This is a genomic window from Actinomyces sp. oral taxon 849 str. F0330, from assembly GCF_000239715.1.
Taxonomy (GTDB): domain Bacteria; phylum Actinomycetota; class Actinomycetes; order Actinomycetales; family Actinomycetaceae; genus Actinomyces; species Actinomyces johnsonii.
In genome coordinates this window covers 1,640-19,817 of the sequence record NZ_JH470359.1, presented here as the reverse complement: position 1 = coordinate 19,817, position 18,178 = coordinate 1,640, and the positions used below count along the sequence as shown (strand labels likewise).

9 protein-coding genes, 1 tRNA gene, 1 pseudogene and 1 riboswitch are annotated in these 18,178 nt (G+C 69.6%); of the genes and pseudogenes, 4 read left to right on the top strand and 7 right to left on the bottom strand.

The window, feature by feature from the left end:
• Window positions 1–319: 319 nt before the first annotated feature.
• The 6 genes and pseudogenes from HMPREF0975_RS12740 to HMPREF0975_RS12715 form a co-directional block, all read right to left on the bottom strand.
• Window positions 320–392 (bottom strand) — tRNA-Arg (locus tag HMPREF0975_RS12740).
• Window positions 393–958: 566 nt separating this feature from the next.
• Window positions 959–1,897 carry a universal stress protein gene (locus tag HMPREF0975_RS12735; protein WP_009234602.1) on the bottom strand — a complete coding sequence of 313 codons (939 nt, stop codon included), beginning with the start codon at window positions 1,895–1,897 and terminating at the stop codon, window positions 959–961.
• Between the two features lie 202 nt (window positions 1,898–2,099).
• Entirely contained in the window at window positions 2,100–2,927 is an 828-nt protein-coding gene (locus HMPREF0975_RS12730) for a C40 family peptidase (RefSeq protein WP_009234601.1), read from the bottom strand.
• 3 nt (window positions 2,928–2,930) lie between these two features.
• A riboswitch (cyclic di-AMP (ydaO/yuaA leader) is annotated at window positions 2,931–3,093 on the bottom strand.
• Between the two features lie 448 nt (window positions 3,094–3,541).
• Entirely contained in the window at window positions 3,542–4,213 is a 672-nt protein-coding gene (locus HMPREF0975_RS12725) for a metal-dependent transcriptional regulator (protein ID WP_009234600.1), read from the bottom strand.
• Between the two features lie 266 nt (window positions 4,214–4,479).
• Window positions 4,480–5,799, bottom strand: a complete 1,320-nt coding sequence (locus tag HMPREF0975_RS12720) for an MFS transporter (protein ID WP_009234599.1) — start codon at window positions 5,797–5,799, stop codon at window positions 4,480–4,482.
• 237 nt (window positions 5,800–6,036) lie between these two features.
• Window positions 6,037–7,592, bottom strand: a pseudogene (locus HMPREF0975_RS12715) (NCS2 family permease).
• A 52-nt stretch (window positions 7,593–7,644) separates the two neighbouring features.
• Here HMPREF0975_RS12715 and HMPREF0975_RS12705 point away from each other — a divergent pair.
• From HMPREF0975_RS12705 to HMPREF0975_RS12690, 4 genes are all read left to right on the top strand, one after another.
• Window positions 7,645–8,805: a DUF418 domain-containing protein gene (locus tag HMPREF0975_RS12705; protein ID WP_156808301.1), complete on the top strand. Its 1,161-nt coding sequence runs from the start codon at window positions 7,645–7,647 to the stop codon at window positions 8,803–8,805.
• 88 nt (window positions 8,806–8,893) lie between these two features.
• Window positions 8,894–9,916, top strand: coding sequence for a trypsin-like serine protease (locus HMPREF0975_RS12700; protein ID WP_009234595.1), 1,023 nt, complete (start codon window positions 8,894–8,896; stop codon window positions 9,914–9,916).
• 217 nt (window positions 9,917–10,133) lie between these two features.
• Complete coding sequence (locus HMPREF0975_RS12695; RefSeq protein ID WP_009234594.1) at window positions 10,134–15,257, top strand: DEAD/DEAH box helicase; 5,124 nt, start codon at window positions 10,134–10,136, stop codon at window positions 15,255–15,257.
• Window positions 15,258–15,325: 68 nt separating this feature from the next.
• Entirely contained in the window at window positions 15,326–16,162 is an 837-nt protein-coding gene (locus HMPREF0975_RS12690; RefSeq protein ID WP_009234593.1) for a uracil-DNA glycosylase, read from the top strand.
• A 24-nt stretch (window positions 16,163–16,186) separates the two neighbouring features.
• On the opposite strand, the gene HMPREF0975_RS12685 is transcribed toward HMPREF0975_RS12690, so the two are convergent.
• Window positions 16,187–17,722: a DUF3027 domain-containing protein gene (locus HMPREF0975_RS12685; RefSeq protein WP_156808302.1), complete on the bottom strand. Its 1,536-nt coding sequence runs from the start codon at window positions 17,720–17,722 to the stop codon at window positions 16,187–16,189.
• Window positions 17,723–18,178: the final 456 nt, after the last annotated feature.

Genomic DNA, 18,178 nt, shown 5'->3' with positions numbered 1-18,178 from the left:
GCTTGCTCGGCGCCGCGGCCAGGGCCCCCAAGTCCGCGGCGAAACGCCGTCGACTCGCGGCTTGATCCGATCCGCTCGAGGCTCCGGCACCCTTGCGCTCGTCCTCCCGGAGGGCAGCCTCGCGCCGCTTGCGGCCGAAGGAGAAGAACGATGGCGTCATACGCTCAAGATATAGGCCCATCGGCCCTTGGGCGTGGAGACGCACCGGGGCGTGGCTCGCCCTAGGGGCCGCACCGGTACCGACGTCGACCAATGTCTATGGACGCCGGGTTGAGCCGAGCGGGTCCGTCCGACGTCGACGGACACCGTCCGGCGTCCGCGCCCTCGATTGGATTCGAACCAACGACACCCGCTTTAGGAGAGCGGTGCTCTATCCCCTGAGCTACGAGGGCCTGGGCGGAAGACTACCAGCGGATCGGCCCGCGTATGACCAGCCGGCCATCGGGGTGGCGCCGTGTTCGCACTGCACTCGGACTGAACTTAGGGACTGTTGTGCGAGTCTGTTGGGCTCGGCTGCCCCGGGTCGCCCGGTACTCGCGGACGCTTCCGCGACGCCGCATCGGTAGGCGGCGTGAGGCGACGAGCACCGCACCGGCCCAGACCCCACTGGCCGGCACTGGCCGACCTCGACAGCGGCACGGAAAACGGGCGGCCACCAATGGGGAACTGCGTTTCCCGTCCAGAACGTACCCATCCCGCAAACCACTGGCGTCCGCCCCCAGTCGTCTGCGGGACAACGCAGTTACCGATCGCGAAGTACGTTCCTGATTAAGGCAGGAGCAGTGGCGCCATACATAACAGGCCTAGAGCAGTATCAGCGCGTCTGCCGTGCCGACCGCTGTGAGATCGGCCGGCACGGCAGTGCCTCTGATGCGGCTGCGCACGCTGCGACCGACGGTTCACCGGCGCCCGTTCAGCCCGGAGGGGGCGGCGCGGGTTCGCGGCAGCGGTCGCGTTCTCAGGCGCGGCCCCACGGGGTGGAGGTGCGCGAGGAGCGCCGCTCACCCTTGATATGGTGCGAGGGCGCTACCAGGACGGGGCACGACGCATGGGACAGAACGGCCTGGCTGGTGGAGCCCAGCAGGAGCCCGGAGAAGCCCCCACGTCCGCGCGAGCCGACGACGACGAGGTCCACAGCGGTGGAGAACTCGGCCAGGAGCTCGGCCGGGTTTCCGTCCAGGGCGTGGCGGCGCACTGTGACGCCCTCGTGGCCCTCTAGGGCCTCATTAATGGCGCGGTCCAACCCGGAGCGAACGTCGGCCAGGACCTGCTCGCGGTCGACGGCGGCCGGTAGCCAGGCGAGCGCGCCCGCTCCGGAGGCCATCGGCACGGCGGCGATGGCGGTGAGCTCGGCGCCCCAGGCCTCCGCCTCGGTCACGGCCCACTTGAGGGCCTTGCGGGCCGAGGAGGATCCGTCGACCCCGACGACGATGCGGCGCACCGGCGTGTAGTCAGCTCCCTCGGTGCGCTGGGGCACGACGACCGCTGGGCAGTGGCTGTGCGCAGGCAATGCGGAGGAGACGGTCCCCAACAGACGGTCAGCGAAACCGCCACCTCCGCGGGTACCGACGACGGCCAGAGTCGCCTCTTCGGAGAGGTCGACGAGGACGCCGGCCGGATCCCCGGTCTCCAGGGAGGAGGTGACGGCCACTCCGGACTTCTTAACGCGTTCGACGGCCTCGTCGATGACGGCTTGGGCGCCGGACCTGATGGCCGAGTCGTCGAGTGCCGCGTAGCCGCCGTCGAGGGAGGCGGTGGTGAAGGAGGGCAGGGAGTATGCGCACAGTATGTGAACGCGCCAGCCCTGGCGTTCGGCACGCGCAACAGCCCAGTCCACTGCCGCCAGGGACTCGGGTGAACCATCGACTCCGACGAGGATGACGTTGCCATCAGTCATGGGATCTGCCCTTTCTCGAGATACGGTCTGCGACCCAAGGAACATTCTGCCTCGAAAAGGGGTGTGGGGACCACCACATGATGAGGTTGTGTCTGTTTCCCCATTCGAGCTTTCTCTACCCCGCCCGCCCCGCACCACAACGCAGTGAGGGGCGGGCGCCCCGCGGCACCCGCCCCTCACGGGAAAGATTTCAGCGTCTGAATCAGGCGACGCGGACGAAGCTCGGGGAGCCCCACAGCTCGCGGTAGACCACACCGGTGGACTCGTTACCGGCCTCGACGACCATGCCGTTGCCGGCATAGATGCCGACGTGGCCGGGCCAGGTGACCAGGTCGCCGGGCTGGGCCTCAGCGGCGGACACCGGGGTGCCGGCCGCGGCCTGGGCGCCGGAGGTACGGGGCAGGTTGATGCCGACCTGGGCGTACACGTAGGAGGTGAAGCCGGAGCAGTCGAAGGCGCTCGGACCGGAGGCGCCCCACACGTAGGGAGCACCCACGTACTGCATGGCGATGGCCACGACGGACGAATTGGAGTTGACGGTCGGCGCGGAGGCCTGGGTGGTCTGAGCGGTCTGCGTGTCCGCGGAGGCGGCGTCGGTGCCGTGGTCAACAGCAGCAGTGGCGGCACCGGCGTTGTCGGTATTCTGCTCGGCCTGGGCCTCGACGGTGGGAGTCTCGGGAGCGGCGGGAGTCTCGGGAGCGGCGGGGGTCGGAGCCACGGCCTCGACCTGCGGGGCGGCCTCGGTGACCCAGCTGGCCTGAGCGATGGTGATCTGCTGACGCGCGGCCAGGGCCTCGCTGGCGTTGGCGGCGAGGATGCCGACCCCGGGAGTCACGCCGGACGCCTCAATGGTTCCGGAGGACGTGACCTCTGCGCGGCCTGCGGCGTTGGCACCCGAGGCGAGCATGGTCAGAGCAAGACCGGACGATGCGGCGACCGCCAGACCTCGGCGCGCGGTGGGAGCAAAGTCATCCAGTGGGGTAAGGGCTCGGGTGGCTTTGCGGTGACGTGCGATGGTGCGTGAGGACATGAATGCTTTCTCCTGTTGAGCCGACGAGGTGAGCTGTCGGGTTCGGACTGGAGACGCCCGGCCCGCAGATGCGGGCTTCACCCCAAGGTCGTTCGGACTGTCAGTCCGGGCGACCGGTAGTTGGTTCCCCCGTTCCTGCCACTTGAGTTGTTGGTTCCACTTGCCTCAGACCGAGTGGCAGGACTAAGCCCCGATCCGAGACGCCACCGAGACGGTTGTCTGCGGCAACGACCTGAACGCTACATGACAGAACAGCGCTTCGTCACGGCCAGGTGTCACACACTGTTGTGAGCCGAGACACCTCGTGTCGATTTTCGGTTTCCTCCATATATCTCCAGGGACCTCGGTCCGCGAGAGCGAATAGCGATAACGGACGAAATGGCGGCATTCAGCGGAAAAAAAACATCCGCCTATCGGAGCGGTCACCATCTCCTCTTCATCTCACCTCGATGGGACTCACAGTGAGAGAGAACTCTCGTCTGTGAGCTAAACCACAAAACAGCGCCCCGCATCCCACACTCTCGGGACCCGGGGCGCCGGCATGACAGCCTCGCCTGCACAGGATGCTTTCAGGTGTTTCTGTGGATTCTGACAGAGAGGCCGATCGGCGTCCCTCAGCGCTGGACGAAGAGGTGGCGGGCGACGTCATCAGCCAGGACGACGGGGTCGCCAGAGGCCCCGACGAGCCGCACCCCACCGGCACTGATGCGCAGTTCCACCTGGGCGCCAGCCGCGATCGCGGCGTCCTCGAGAGCGGCGATGAGCCCGGCATCCGCCTGGATCGGCTCTCCGATGCGGCTGACGACGGCAGTGGCGGTCTCACGGCCGGCGATGCGCTCCACACTGACCTCATCGGCGGAGGGCCTGGGATGTTCGGCGGTCTGCGGCGGGATGGGGTTGCCGAAGGGGTCGGCGGAGACGTCGTCGAGGATGACGGCCAGGCGCTCCTCGACCTGTTCGCTCATCACGTGCTCCCAACGGCAGGCCTCCTCATGGACAAGCCGGCGGTCCATGCCGATGACGTCCAGCAGCAGCCTTTCGGCAAGCCGGTGCTTGCGGATCACTTCGGTAGCCCGCCTACGGCCCTCCTCGGTGAGCTGGAGGGAGCGGTCGTCGGCGACCTTGATGAGGCCGTCGCGCTCCATGCGCGCCACCGTCTGGGAGACCGTGGGACCCGAGTGGTCGAGGCGCTCAACGATGCGGGCCCGCAGCGGTGGAACGCCGTCCTCCTCGAGCTCGTAGACGGTCTTGAGGTACATCTCGGTGGTGTCGATCAGCTCGCTCATGAGGTGGGCTCCTGCTTGAGGTGGGTTGCCGCGGCAGCTCGGGCCCCTCCGAAGGGCGCATCCGTCAGGACCGCGTTCTTTGAAAGGATAGACAGCGCTCTGGGATGTGGCCAGTGTGGCCAGTATCGCCTGCCGGCTCGCCGATCCCCGGCCGGGGAGGACTCCCCAGTGCCTCGGAGATGCGCGACGGGTAGCGTGCGTATAGCCCGTCCGGATACTCGATCGACTTCGCCAGTGGACTCAGTCAGTTCTGTCAGTCGACGTAGTCACCGCGGCTCTCCGACTCCGGAGCCTCCGTCGGTGCCTTCGGAGCGCCCCTGAGGTAGGGGGCGGGTGGAGGAGTAATGCAGGGACAGGTTCCAGTGCCCGTAGCTCCAGGCGGCGGCGACCACGGCGGCGAGGACAGCGCTCAGGCCGCCGGCCGCGATCGCGATGCGCGGTCCCCAGGCGTCAGCCACCCACCCGATGAGCGGGGCGCCCACCGGCATCGACCCCAGGAAGAACATCATGTAGATGCTTAAAACCCGGCCGCGCATGGCCGGCTCGGTGGTCATCTGCACGGTCTGATTGGCGCTGGTCAGGAGCGTCAGGACGCACAGGCCCACCGGGATCGTCATGATCGTGAAGGTCAGATAGGTGGGCATGACGGCCAGGAGGAGGGAGAAGACTCCCAGGGCGAAGGCGGCCACGACGACGGTGCGCAGTCGGGGGTTGCGGCGTCGGGCCGCCCACAGGGCGCCGGAGAGGGACCCGACGGCGAAGACCGAGGAGACGGTGCCGTAGGCGTCGGACTCCAGGTGGAAGACGGTGCGCACAGTCGCGGCCATGGTGACCTGGAAGTTGAGGGTGAGCATGGAGACGACCGCGATCACAGCGATGATGACGATGAGATCGGTGCGGCCGCGCAGGTAGGCCAGGCCCTCGCGGAGCTGACCGGCGGCGCGGCGGGCGCGGGGCATGTCCACGAGCTCGTTCAGTCTCATGATGGCCAGAGCGGCGGCCGGGAAGAGGAAGGTGGCGGCGTTGACGGCGAAGACCCAGCCGGCGCCGACCCAGGTGATGACGACGCCGGCGAGCGCCGGGCCCAGGAGCCGGGCGGCGTTGAAGGAGGCGGAGTTGAGCCCCACGGCGTTGGACAGGTGCTCGGCCGGCACCATCCGGGCCACGAAGGTCTGGCGGGCCGGGGCGTCGTAGGCGGCGGCAAGGCCCCCGAGGAAGGCGGCGAGGTAGACGTGCCAGAGGCGCACGCTTCCGGCCAGGACGTCGATGGCGACGACGGCGGAGACCAGGCCCATGGCGCTCTGAGTGATGATGAGGAACCTGCGCTGGTCGACCCGGTCCGCGACGAGGCCGGCGTGGGCGGACAGCAGGAGCATGGGGAGGAACTGCAGGGCAGTGGTCAGGCCGGTGGCGGAGGCGGAGTCGTTGGTGAGGATGCGCAGCACCAGCCAGTCCTGGGCCACGCGCTGCATCCAGGTCCCGGTGTTGGCCACGAGGGCGGACAGGAACCAGATCCGGTAGTTGTGGAACCTGAAGGAGGCGAAGATACCGCCGCTGGACCGGCGTGATGAAGTCGTGCGGGTCATGTCCTGAGTTACGTGAGAATACCGTGTACGTGAGAGTTGCGAGCGCCAGAGCGACGAGACAGGGAAGCGGGCACGACGACGTCGGGCGGGCAGGCCCTGTCCTCTCGCAGGGTAAGCCCTACTGGCACTGAAAGCAGTGCCGCGGAGGCCGCGTCCCGCCGTCGGGTCCGACGGCGGGACGCGGCCTCCAGAGGTATTCGTACAGGGCAGCTCGGCCCGGGGCTCCGGAGGCGAGGGTCAGGAGACGCCGAGGATCGCCTTGATCGGGGCGAGGGTGAAGTAGATGACGAACATCGTGCAGGCCGCCCACATGAGCGGGTGGATCCTGCGGGCGCGTCCCTGGGCCACCTCGACGATCAGGTAGGAGACGAAACCTGCCCCGATGCCGTTGGTGATCGAGTAGGAGAAGGGCATCATGATGATGGTCAGGAAGGCCGGCAGGGCGATCTCCGGGGACTTCCAGTCGATGTCGGTCACCTGCATCATCATGAGGAAGCCGACGACGACGAGCGCCGGGGTGGCCGCCTCGTAGGGGACCATTTTGACCAGCGGGGCAAAAAACATGGACAGGGCGAACATGCAGCCGGTGACCACTGAGGCCAGGCCCGTGCGGGCCCCCTCCCCACGCCCGCGGCGGACTCGACGTAGGAGGTGTTCGAGGAGACCCCTCCCACACCGCCGGCGATGGCGGCCAGGGAGTCGACGACGAGGATCTCACGGGTTCTGGGCGGATTACCGTGCTCGTCGAGCAGGTCGCCCTCGGCGCCGATGGCGACCATGGTGCCCATCGTGTCGAAGAAGTCGGCCAGGAGCAGAGAGAAGACCAGGAGGATCACCGAGACGATCCCGACCTTGTGGATGCTGCCCAGCAGGCTGAAGTGGCCCAGCGTCGACAGGCTCGGCAGGTCCACCGGGAAGCCGCTCAAGCGCGGCTCGGACAGGGACCAGCCGGTGAGGTTGAGGGGGCCGTTCTTCGGGTCGTCGTTGAAGGGGCCCAGGTGGACGAAGGCGTCGATGACGATGGCCAGGACTGTGGCAGAGGCGATACCGATGAGAATGGCCCCGCGGACCTTGCGCACGTGGAGCACGACCGTGAGGAAGAGGCCGAAGAGGAAGACGATGACCGGCCATCCCTGGAGGGAACCGCCCAGGCCCAACTCCAAGGGGGTGCCACCGCGGCGCACCATCTTGGCGTCCACCAGGCCGATGAGCGCGATGAACAGGCCGATGCCCACGGAGATCGCGGTCTTGAGCTGATCGGGGACCGCTTTGAAGACGGCCTCGCGGAAGCCGGTGAGCACCAGGACGAGGATGATGACGCCCTCGATGACGATGAGCCCCATGGCGTCGGCATACGTCATGCCCTGGGTGCCCACGAGGGTGTAGGCGACCATCGCGTTGATGCCCAGGCCGGCGGCCAGTGCCATCGGGTAGTTGGCGACGACACCCATGAGGATCGTCATGATCGCGGCGACGAAGGCGGTGCCGGCGGCGAGTTGGGCCTCGGTTCCCGGAGGGCTCGCCTTGGACAGGATGGCGGGGTTGAGGACGAGGATGTAGCTCATCGAGAAGAAGGTGACGATGCCGCCACGGACCTCGCGGGAGATGGTCGAACCGCGCTCGGAGATGTGGAAATAACGGTCCAGCCAGGACGCGCTGCCGGGAGAGGACGAAGACGACGATAAGGACTTCGTGGGATGACGTGTGCTCACGGCGGCATTCTTCCAGATCGTCAAGCGCTGAGCGAAACCAAACAGTTGCGTCACCGCAACGCGATGCGTTATTGAGGCCATCGGTAGAACTATTTACACCATCACAACAGCGGCGTCCCTAAAGTCTGGCCTCGTGCAGACAGCTGGCTCAATCGAACCGACGGGCCGTCCAACGACGTCGAACGCATCGCCGAGGACCGCGCCCGCCAGGTCGTCGGGCACCTCGTCGGCAGCGCCATCGACGACGCATTCCCGGCCCCGACGGCGCATCATCGGGCTAGACATCGCCAGGGCCCTGGCGCTGATCGGCATGGTGGTGGCCCATCTCATGGAGCCCGAGGGGTGGCCGGCCGAGATCGTTCGCGGGTTCCCCTCCGCCCTGTTCGCCGTGCTGGCCGGTATGTCGCTGTCCATCATGGGCTCGCGCGGGGTCCGTGAGGGAGGGCCAGCGCTGGCGGCATCACGTCACGGGCTCCTCGTGCGCGGCGTCATCCTCATTGTTCTGGGTGAGGCGATCACGCCTTTCGCCGGCACCATCAACGTAGTGCTCACGGCCTTCGGCATCTGCTACATCGCTCTGGCCTGCGCACCGCGCTGGCGCACCCGCACCCTCATGGTCGTCCTCGCGTGGACGATCATCCTCTCCGCCGTCTGCCACGTCCTCGACGCCACCGTCGGAGTGCCCTCACAGGCGCTGACGGGGGCGTACCCGGCCTTCGCCTGGGCCAGCTACATGATCATCGGGCTGCTTGCTCACCGTCTCGTTACGGGCAGCACCCGCGCCCAGGTCCTCACCGCGGTCATCGGTCTTCCCCTCGCCGTCGCTGGGGCCGTAGCGCGCAACACCATCGACGTCGTCGCCGCGGTCTCCTCCGATGAGCTGAGCACCATCATCCCCATGATGCTCATCGACCCGGTTACCCACTCCGGAGCGCTGATCGACATCGTTGCGACGGCGGGCGGGGCGCTGTCCGTCGTCTCCCTGTGCCTCCTGGTCTTCAGGGGGACTCGCACCGGCTGGGCGAGCCGACTGGCCTTCCCGCTCCAGGCCATGGGCTCGATGTCCCTGACCGTCTACGTGTGTCACGTCCTGAGCGCCGGGCGCTTCCTCTCCGACGAGGCCCCGCTGCGCATGCCGGTCCTGGGAGCCGCCACGATCCTGTTCACCCTGGCACTGGCCACGATCATCCGTCTGAGGTTCGACCACGGCCCCCTGGAGTGGGCGCTGCGCCGGCTCATCCGAACCGCAACCGACCAGGGACGTCCCGGCCGGACCATTCCCGAACTCACCTGAACCACGACCGCCCCGCGCTCATCGGCATCTGCACGAGCGCCTTCATCTCCGCAACACCGCACCACTACCCAGGCCAGAGGAGAACACCATGTCATCCACCGCCACGCTCCCGGATTCCCCGTCGCTCCCCTACCGCCCCCGCCTTCCTCGTTCACTCGTGCGCGCCCACAGCCTTCTCGCCGTCACCGCCCTTGCGCTCCTTCCGGCCGGCGCAGCGCACGCGCTCATGAGCCCCGACGTGGCCGGAGACGACGCCGTCAGTACCGCCGTCGTCTCCGAGAAGATCGGTGAGGAGGGCGATCCCAGCGGCAACTGCACCGGCACCGCGATCGCCCCGCAATGGGTGGTGACCGCCCGGCACTGCGTCGAGGGCTCCCCCAACGTCTCCGGGTCCTCCGTGCGCATCGGCCAGGGCGACAAGCAGCGCGTCGTCGACGTCGACCGGTGGGAGAAGGCCCCCGCCGGCGACATCACGCTCATGCACACCACGGAGGATATGAAGCTCTCCAGCTACCCCAAGATCGCCGACACGGTGCCCTCCTCCGGCGAGGTGACGGTCTACGGCTGGTCCTCCGACGGCTCAGGCGGTACCAAGACACTGCCCAAGGCGACCGGCAGCATCACGGGCATCGCGGATTTCACCCTCTTCGACGGCAAGCAGTCCCTGAGCGTCGACCTCAGCAACGGCGCCAAGACCCAACCGGGGGACTCCGGCGGTCCTGTATTCGTCGGAGACAAGGTGGCGGCGGTTCTCACTGCGAGCATTGATGAGAACGATCCCGAGGCCACATCCTCCAGTCACTTCACATGCACTCCCCTGGCCGAGCAGTACGACTGGATCACGAAAACGATCTCCGCCGACGGCGGCGACTCGGGCTCGCAGACCAAGGCCAAGGACTCGCACGACCTCAACCCGTTGTGGCTGGTTGGTGGAGGGGTCGTGCTACTGGCCGCCCTGGGCGTGTCCTTCGTCGTCATCAAGCGAGGCGGGAAGAACCAGGGGGCGGATGAGGCCTCGACGCCCCTTGCGACCGGTGACGACGCTCCTCGGGACTCCGAGGCCCAGACCGGCGAGCCCGACTCCGACGGCTCCCCCGCCGGGGAGTCCTGACCCAGTCCCCTGCGGCGGCGGTGGGAGAGCAGAGACGGGGATGCTCTCCCGCCGCCGTCGCAGGCTATATCGGCTCCGCGCAGGGAGTTGATCTCTCAGCGCGTCGGCGCTGTCCGCTTCTCCCCCGGCCGGTCCGGGGAGAAGCAGCGCGGATAGCCGTCAGACCCTCGTGGAAAAATGGTCGCTGAGGCCATGGGGCGAGTAGGGGGTGCCGGGTATGACACCGGGTATGACGGAGACGGGTCATGACCGGGCCGATGCGGCCGGTGCCCGCGGGCCGGGGTGGGAGAGCCTCTCGCAGACCACCCGGACCTGGTTCCTCAACGCCTTTCCCTCCGGGCCCACCACCGTGCAGGAGCGGGCCTGGACGGCGATCGGTCGGGGGGAGAACGCACTGGTCATCGCCCCGACCGGCTCGGGCAAGACGCTGGCGGCGTTCCTGTCGGCCATCGATCACCTGGGCCGGCTCGACGAGGCGGAGACTGCGGCCGGAGCGCCTGGCGAGGACGAGAATCCGGCCGACGGCGTGCGGGTCCTCTACATCTCACCGCTCAAGGCGCTGGGGGTCGACATCGAGCGCAACCTGCGCCGGCCGCTGGCGGGGATCGGCGCCGTCGGCCCCACCCGCCCTATCTCGGTGGGAGTGCGCTCGGGGGACACGCCCGCGCGGGAGCGTCGTCGGTTGCGCACGCATCCGCCGGAAATCCTCATCACAACGCCGGAGTCGCTGTACCTCATGCTCACTAGCGCCGCGCGCGAGACGCTGCGAACGGTGGAGAGCGTCATCGTCGATGAGATCCACTCCTTCGCGGGCTCCAAGCGCGGCACGCACCTGGCGCTCTCCCTGGAGCGCCTCGACGACCTCCTGGGGCGCCCGGCGCAGCGCGTGGGCCTGTCCGCAACGGTCTCGCCCCGCGGGGAGGTAGCGCGGTTCCTCGGCGGAACGCGCCCGGTGACGATCGTCGACGACGACGGCCGGGCGACACCGGAGGTGACGGTGAGCGTCCCGGTGGAGAACATGGCTCGCATCCCGGTGATCGCGGATCGGCACACCCGGATGGAGCGGGCGATGGGATCCCCCTCGCTCGGCACCGCGGGGCGGTTCTCGGGGCTCGGACGGGCCGGGGCGGGGGATGCGTGGCGCTCGGATAGGGCGCTGCGCCGAGCCATGGTGGAGGGGCAGACGGAGCAGGCCGAACGAACGGGCCGGGCCGGGGCGAACCGTGGAACGGGTTCGGCGGGACCGGCCCGGGTGACGGGCTCCATCTGGCCCCACCTGGAGAATGCGATCCTCGACCAGGTCCTCGCCCACCGCACGACCCTGGTGTTCGTCAACTCCCGTGGGGCCTGCGAGCGGCTGACCGCCCGTCTCAACGAGACCTATGCCGCGCGCAGCGGGACCGGTCTCGGGGCGCAGCCCGAGTCACAACTCCTACCGAGGTCAGAGTCCCGGGAGCCGGTTCACCGCGAGTCCTGGGAGATGGGCACCGCCGCGCACACCGAGCCGATGCCGGAGGGCGCGCCCGTCATCGCCCGGGCGCACCACGGATCGGTCTCCAAGGAGCAGCGCCTGGAGGTGGAGCGCCGACTGGCCTCGGGCGAGCTGCGGTGCGTGGTGGCCACGGCTTCGCTCGAGCTCGGGATCGATATCGGTTCCGTCGACCTGGTGCTCCAGGTAGCGCCGCCTCCGTCGGTCGCGGCGGGACTGCAGCGGGTGGGGCGGGCCGACCACCGGGTGGGCGGGCGGCCCCGCGGCGTCATCTACCCGGTGGAGCGGACCCATCTGGTGGACGCCGTCGTCGCCTCCGAGGGGATGCGGGCCGGGGCGATCGAGCGCACGGCTCTGGTGCCCAATGCGCTGGACGTCCTGGCCCAGCAGACGGTTGCCGCGGTGAGTACGGAGGACATGACGGCGGACGCCTGGTTCGCCACCGTCACGCGGGCAGCGCCCTACGCCTCGCTGCCGCGTCGGGCCTTCGAGTCAGTTCTCACGCTGCTGTCCGGGGGTTTCTCCTCGGCGGACCTGGCCGACTTCTCGCCCCGGCTCGTGTGGGACCGCGCCACCGGCCGGCTCAGTGCCCGGCCGAACGCGCAGCGGTTGGCCGTGACGTCGTCGGGCACGATTCCGGACCGGGGCATGTTCCCGGTGGTCCTGCCCGAGGGTGCCGAGGAGGCCGGGCGGCGCAGGGTCGGCGAGCTCGATGAGGAGATGGTGCACGAGTCCAGTCCGGGTGACGTCATCACGCTGGGGACGTCGAGCTGGCGGATCCGGCAGATCACGGGTGACCGGGTCGTCGTCGACCCCGTCGAGGGACGCAGCGCCCGCCTGCCGTTCTGGAGGGGTGAGGGCCTGGGGCGGCCGATGGCCACCGGGCTTGCCAAGGGGGTTTTCCTGCGGGAGGCGCAGGCCGGTCTGCCGGAACAGGAGGGCACCGGGCCGGACACCGGGGCGCCGCGGGCCGAGCGGGCGCTACGGCGTCGGCTCGCAGATGCAGGGCTGGATGCCTACGCGCGTGACAACCTCGTGGGGCTCCTGCGCGAGCAGCGCTCCGCCACGGGGGTCCTCCCGACCGATGAAACTCTGGTCCTGGAACGCAACCGGGACGAGTCCGGCAGCTGGCGGCTCATCTTCCACAGCATGCTGGGGCGGCGAGTCCACGAGCCCTGGGCGATGGCGATCCGGGAGCGGGTGCACCAGGTACTGGGCATCAAACCGCAGGTGATGGCGGCCGACGACGGCATCGTCCTGCACATCCCGCCGCTCGAGGGGCGTCTCCCGGGGGCCGAGCTCGCCATCTTCGACCCCGCTGAGATTTCCGCCCTGGTGCGCGGCCGGATCGATGAGACGGCGCTGTTCGCCGCCCGGTTCCGCGAATGCGCCGCGCGCGCCCTACTCATGCCCATCACACGTCCGGGGCACCGCACGCCACTGTGGCTGCAACGGGTCAAGGCGGGCCAGCTGCTCGAGGCCGCCCGCCAGTTCCAGGACTTCCCCATCAGCGTGGAAGCGGCGCGCGAATGCCTTCAGGAGTACTACGACCTGCCCGCGCTCACCGATCTCATGGAACGCCTGGGCTCCGGTCGAGTGCGCATCGTCGAGGCCGTCACCGCCGAGCCCTCCCCCTTCGCCCATCCGCTCCTGTTCGGCTACGCCAGCACGCTGCTGTACCAGGAGGACCTGCCGCACGCCGAGCATCGGGCCCGGCTGCTGGCCCTGGATCCCAAGGCTCTCAACGCGCTATTGGGGGACGGGGGTATCGCCGAGCTGCTCGACGACGAGGTCATGGCCGAGGTCGAGGCCGAGCTCCAGCACCTGGCGCCCGACCGGCGGGTGCGCGCCGATACCGAGGGGATCGCCGACCTTCTGCGTGAGCTCGGGCCGCTGACCCTCACGGAGCTGGTCGAGAGGTGCACCGGCGTCGGCGATGGCGGGGTCAGTAATGCCGGCGGGACCGGCCGCGAGGGCTCCGGGGGCGTTGAGGACCTGTCCACAGCCGTCCGGGCGGCGGTGGACAAGCTCGCCGATGCCGGCCGGGCCCTGAGAGTGACTATCGGCGGACGCGAGCACTGGGCTCGGATCGAGGACGCCAGCGACCTGCTCCTGGCGCTGGGGACGGAGCTGCCCGACTGGGCTGCGGAACTGATGGAGTCCACTGCGGCCGACGGCACGGCCGTGCGGACGGCGGCGGCCCGTTCTCCCTTGGTAAACCTCGTGCTGCGCTACGCCCGGGTGCATGCTCTCATCGCGCCCGAGCAGGTGGCGCAGCGTTTCGGGGTGGGTGCGTCGCCGGCCGGGGCCGCCCTGAGCGAGCTCGTCGAGGACGGTTCCCTCGTGGACCTCGGCGAGGCGGGTTGGGTGGAGGCCGGTGTCCTGTCCCGGGTGCGCAACCGTTCCCTGGCCCGGGCGCGAGCCGCCATTGCGCCGGTGGCACCCAGGGTCCTCCAGCGTCTGGTGCTGGAGCGGGCCGGGATGGGCGAAGCGGGCAGCGGCGTCGACACCCTGGCGGAGGCCCTGGCCGGGTTGGAGGGAGTGTGGCTGCCGGCCGGCCTGTGGGAGTCGGTGGTGCTGCCCGCCCGGGTGGCCGACTACCGTCCCGCCATGCTCGATGAGCTCATCGCCTCCGGGGAGGTCGTCTGGCAGGCGCGTCCCCATGAGGAATCGGCCTCGAGCCAGAAGGAATCGGGGCAGACGGGCGGGGGCGAGTGGGGCTCGACCGCCTCAGCCGGGGTCGACGACGTCGTCGCGCTCGGGGAGATCGCCTTCTTCCCCACGGACTCGGCTCTTGCCCCGGTGGTCGGGGAGGCGCTGACGCGGGCCGAGTTTCAGATCCCGCGGAACAGCGGCGCGGAGGAGAACGGGGAAAGCGCCACCGGGGAAGACACCAAAGACGACGCCAAGAAGCTCTGGCGACTGGTGTGCGAGGGGGCTGCCACGGGTCGCTCCTTCGAGCCGGTGCGCCGGTCGCTGGAGCCCGTGGCCGGGCCGCGCAGCGCGCCGGCGCGTCGGGTGCGCAGCCGTCGCAGCAGGCGCCTCATGGTCGGGATGCCGCGAGCCGGAGGGCGAACCGCGTCCGGGCGGTTGTCCTCCGTGCTGTCCTCGGCCTCGTGGCTGCGACTCTCGCAGGCCCCGGTCTCCGCAGAGGAGCGGGCGATCGCCGAGGTGGAGTCGCTGCTGGACCGGTACGGGGTCGTTTCCCGCGACGTCGCCCTGTCTTTCGGAGGCAGCGGGGGGCTCGTGCCGCTGATGCCCGTACTGCGACGTATGGAGGACACCGGAGCCATCCTGCGCGGCGAATTCGTCGAGGGCCTGGGCCCCGCCCAGTTCGCCGAGCGGGAGACCGTTGACCGGCTGCGGTTCTTGAGCCAGAACCCGGTTGGTGCGAGTAGCGCCTGCGTTGTGCTCGATCTCAAGGACCCGGCCTGCCTGGTTGGCCGAGGGTTGGCGTGGCCCGAGCCCGTATTGCCCACCGGCATTGGCGAGGCCGGGCCGCAGCGCAAGGAGGCGGGCGGTGCACCACTGCGACGCCGCGGCGCGAGCGTCGTCCTCATGGAGGGGACACCGGTGCTCTACGCCCCGGAGAACCTCAAGGCGCTCATCTCCTACACGCCCGAGCCGGAGATGCTGACATGCGCCTTGCGCGCCCTGGTAGTCGCGCGGCAGCGTACGCTGGCGCACGAGGGGGCATCGCCGGGGCGGCACCGCACGGTGGTGGAGTCGCTCAACGGCGTCAGCGCACTGGACCGCACCGTGAGTGACCTGCTGCGCCAGGCCGGTTTCGTCTCCGACCCCAGGGGCATGCGGCTCGCCGTCGGCCCGTATGGGGCCTCCTCCTCGCGATGAGCGGGCCGGCCCTTCACCGATGACAGAAGCCGGCACCGCATCGCTCTGCCCGTGTACACAATGAGGACATGGCCGATCCGCACCCCATCACCGGAGCGCTCTTCGATTCCCCGGTCCCTCCCGGGACCGGATGGCCCGACGATCCCGCCACTGCCGCCACACCCGTGGCCCGATCGGCCACCGACGTGGCGCGCCTGGCCGGCGCATCTTCGGATCTGCCCGCCCTCGATGCCCGGATCACGGTATGCCGAGCCTGTGACCGTCTCGTGGCCTGGCGCGAGGAGGTGGCCAGGACCGGCCGTCGCGCATCCTTCACCCACGAGCCGTACTGGGGGCGACCGGTGGCGAGTGTCGGAACGACGGATGCCCGCATCTACGTCGTCGGGCTGGCCCCCGCGGCCAACGGGGCGAACCGCACCGGCCGCATGTTCACGGGGGACCGTTCCGGGGACTGGCTGTGGGCGGCCTTCTACCGGGCGGGCCTGGCAGCGTCACCCACCTCGACGGCGGCCGGTGACGGGCAGCGGCTCATCGGGGCGCGCATGGGCGCAGCCGTGCGTTGCGCCCCGCCCGCCAACAAGCCGACAACCGTTGAGCGCACCACCTGCGCCCCATGGCTCGCCCGCGAGATCGCCCTCCTGCCCGAGGTCAAGGTTCTGCTGGCGCTGGGCGGGATCGGATGGAGCGCGGCGCTACGGGTCACTCGCGAGGCGGGGTGGACCCTCCCCCGCCCTCAACCGCGCTTCGGCCACGGGGCGACGGCGGAACTGACCAGGCCCGATGGCAGGCCGGTGACACTGCTCGGCAGCTATCACCCCAGTCAGCAGAACACGTTCACCGGGCGGCTCACCGCGGCGATGCTGGATAAGGTGCTGGCGACTGCCAAGCGCCTCGCTGCGACATGATCGCCGACCGCGGCTGAGGGTGTGTCAGGAGCGGTCGGGCAGGATGGCCTCGAGCTCGGCGAGGGTGCGCGGCGCGAGATGGTCGTCGCTGTCGGCGTCTATGCCCTCGGTCTCTTCGGCGGAGGCGCCATCCTGGGGCGTGTCGATCCCGAGCGCGAGGGACAGGCCAGCCACGGCGGCGCGGGCCGAGGCGGCGCGTTCACTGGGCGAGTCACCGGTTTCGACGCTGGCGGGGGTCGACGACGTCGGCTCCGCGGCTGTCGCGAGGACCTCGGCGGTGTCGGAGGCCGATGGGGCCGACGCCGCAGCGGCAGTCCTCTGCCCGAGGTCTGCGAGGTCGAGCTCCAGCAGGCGGCTGCGGCTATCCTCGTCGGCCTCGGTCACGGGGGCGGCGGCATCCGCGACCGAGTCGGTGGCGGTCTCAACGCCATTGCTCGCGGCGTCGTCGGGCAGAGTGTCAACGTCCTGGTTCGAGGGATCAGGATCGGAGTTCAAACCAGGCGCGTCTGCCGCGCTCTGGGCTGTAGCGTCGTCGGGCAGAGTGTCAACGTCCTGGTTCGAGGGATCAGGATCGGAGTTCAAACCAGGCGCGTCTGCCGCGCTCTGGGCTGTAGCGTCGTCGGTCCCGCCATTGGCGCCGTCTTCATCGTTGTCGACGTCGTCGCCCGACTGCTGGGCCGCGAGTTCGGCGATGCTCTGCCCTTCGCGCAGGTCGAGCCCATTGGTGCTCAACGGCACCATGAGGTGGTCGTCGACTCGTGAGGGGTTGATGGGCCACTCCGGGCCATGGTCGGGCAGGTCGGTCTCGGAGTGGGCACCGCAGCCGTGGTCCAGGGAGACGACGCTGCCGTCGTCAGTGGCCCACTCGTTGGCACAGACGCCGAAGATGGCGCGCAGGGCACCGGCCATGGGCACGAAGAAGCCGCAGGTGGAGCAGGTGGCGTGGGCCTTGCGCACACCCTCGGCGTCGGGGCCGTGGTCTCCGCCGTACCAGCGCTCGGCAGCGCTGGAGACGCCCTGGGCGCTCAGGACCCGGGGGCGGCCCAGGTCGAGCTGGTCCAGGGCGACGGCGTCGGCGTCCTCGCCGGTGGCCTCCCACCCGGGTTCGAGGCGCTCGTCGGTCTCCTTGCGGGGCAGGCGGTCGGAGCGGGTGATGTCACCGGGTTCGAGGCGGTCGGCCCACGGGACCCAGGCGGGAGCGAGGAGAGCCTCCTCTCCGGGGAGGAGCTCCATCTCGCAGACAGTGGCGGTGCGGCTGCGCGGGACGCGACTGAGGGTGACGGCCCAGCGCCAGCCGCGGTAGCCGCTCAGGGTGCAGTCGAACAGGTGGGTGACCAGACGTTCGGCGTTGGGGACTGCGGCGAGGTACTCGCCAATGGTGATGGGGTCGGTGATCTCCTCCAGGGCGCGGTGGGCGAGCTCGACGGCGGCCGGGGAGGTGAGGGTCTTATCCTTGGCGGCCTGAGCCTGCTCGCCGGGGGTGGGCAAGGAGCCGGCGCGCGGCACGGGGGTCGGTTCCGGGTGAGTCGGGGCCGATGCTGGGCGTTCCAAGGTCGCCATGGCGGTACGCGCCCCGGTGGCGACGCCCGAACCGGGCTCGGGCTCGGTCGGGGGCGCGTCTGAGGCGTCGGTGTGAGAGTCGATCGTGTCGGTCACCCGGCTAGTGTAGGGGAGGCGTCTGAGACTGCCCTGACCCGGGTGGGTCGGCCCCGGCACACCTCCCTCCGGAAGCTCTCAGCCAATGCGATACGGCAGGGCATTTGGGGCCACGCTCGGATGGCGCGGATCGTCCCAAGTCAAGATCAGGGCGCACCGTGAAGCCGACGGGCAGGGAACCGGTCGGCGGGGTTCTGTTCCGGGGGTTTTCCACAGGGCCGTGTCAAAGTCTGGCGGTCGGGGCGTGTGTGCAGGTAATGTCAATACACCGCTCGGACGGGCACTGCCGCCCGTCCCGGTGGTGTGAGGAGTTGTTTCGGTGGCGAGGAGGCTATCGGTGATGAGTACGTCCCTACGATC

Coding starts and splice junctions, on each gene's coding strand:
- HMPREF0975_RS12725 (WP_009234600.1), bottom strand. CDS start 4,213: ATGAGCGAGCTGATCGACACCACCGAGATGTACCTCAAGACCGTCTAC.
- HMPREF0975_RS12690 (WP_009234593.1), top strand. CDS start 15,326: ATGGCCGATCCGCACCCCATCACCGGAGCGCTCTTCGATTCCCCGGTC.
- HMPREF0975_RS12685 (WP_156808302.1), bottom strand. CDS start 17,722: ATGGCGACCTTGGAACGCCCAGCATCGGCCCCGACTCACCCGGAACCG.
- HMPREF0975_RS12730 (WP_009234601.1), bottom strand. CDS start 2,927: ATGTCCTCACGCACCATCGCACGTCACCGCAAAGCCACCCGAGCCCTT.
- HMPREF0975_RS12695 (WP_009234594.1), top strand. CDS start 10,134: ATGACACCGGGTATGACGGAGACGGGTCATGACCGGGCCGATGCGGCC.
- HMPREF0975_RS12700 (WP_009234595.1), top strand. CDS start 8,894: ATGTCATCCACCGCCACGCTCCCGGATTCCCCGTCGCTCCCCTACCGC.
- HMPREF0975_RS12720 (WP_009234599.1), bottom strand. CDS start 5,799: ATGACCCGCACGACTTCATCACGCCGGTCCAGCGGCGGTATCTTCGCC.
- HMPREF0975_RS12735 (WP_009234602.1), bottom strand. CDS start 1,897: ATGACTGATGGCAACGTCATCCTCGTCGGAGTCGATGGTTCACCCGAG.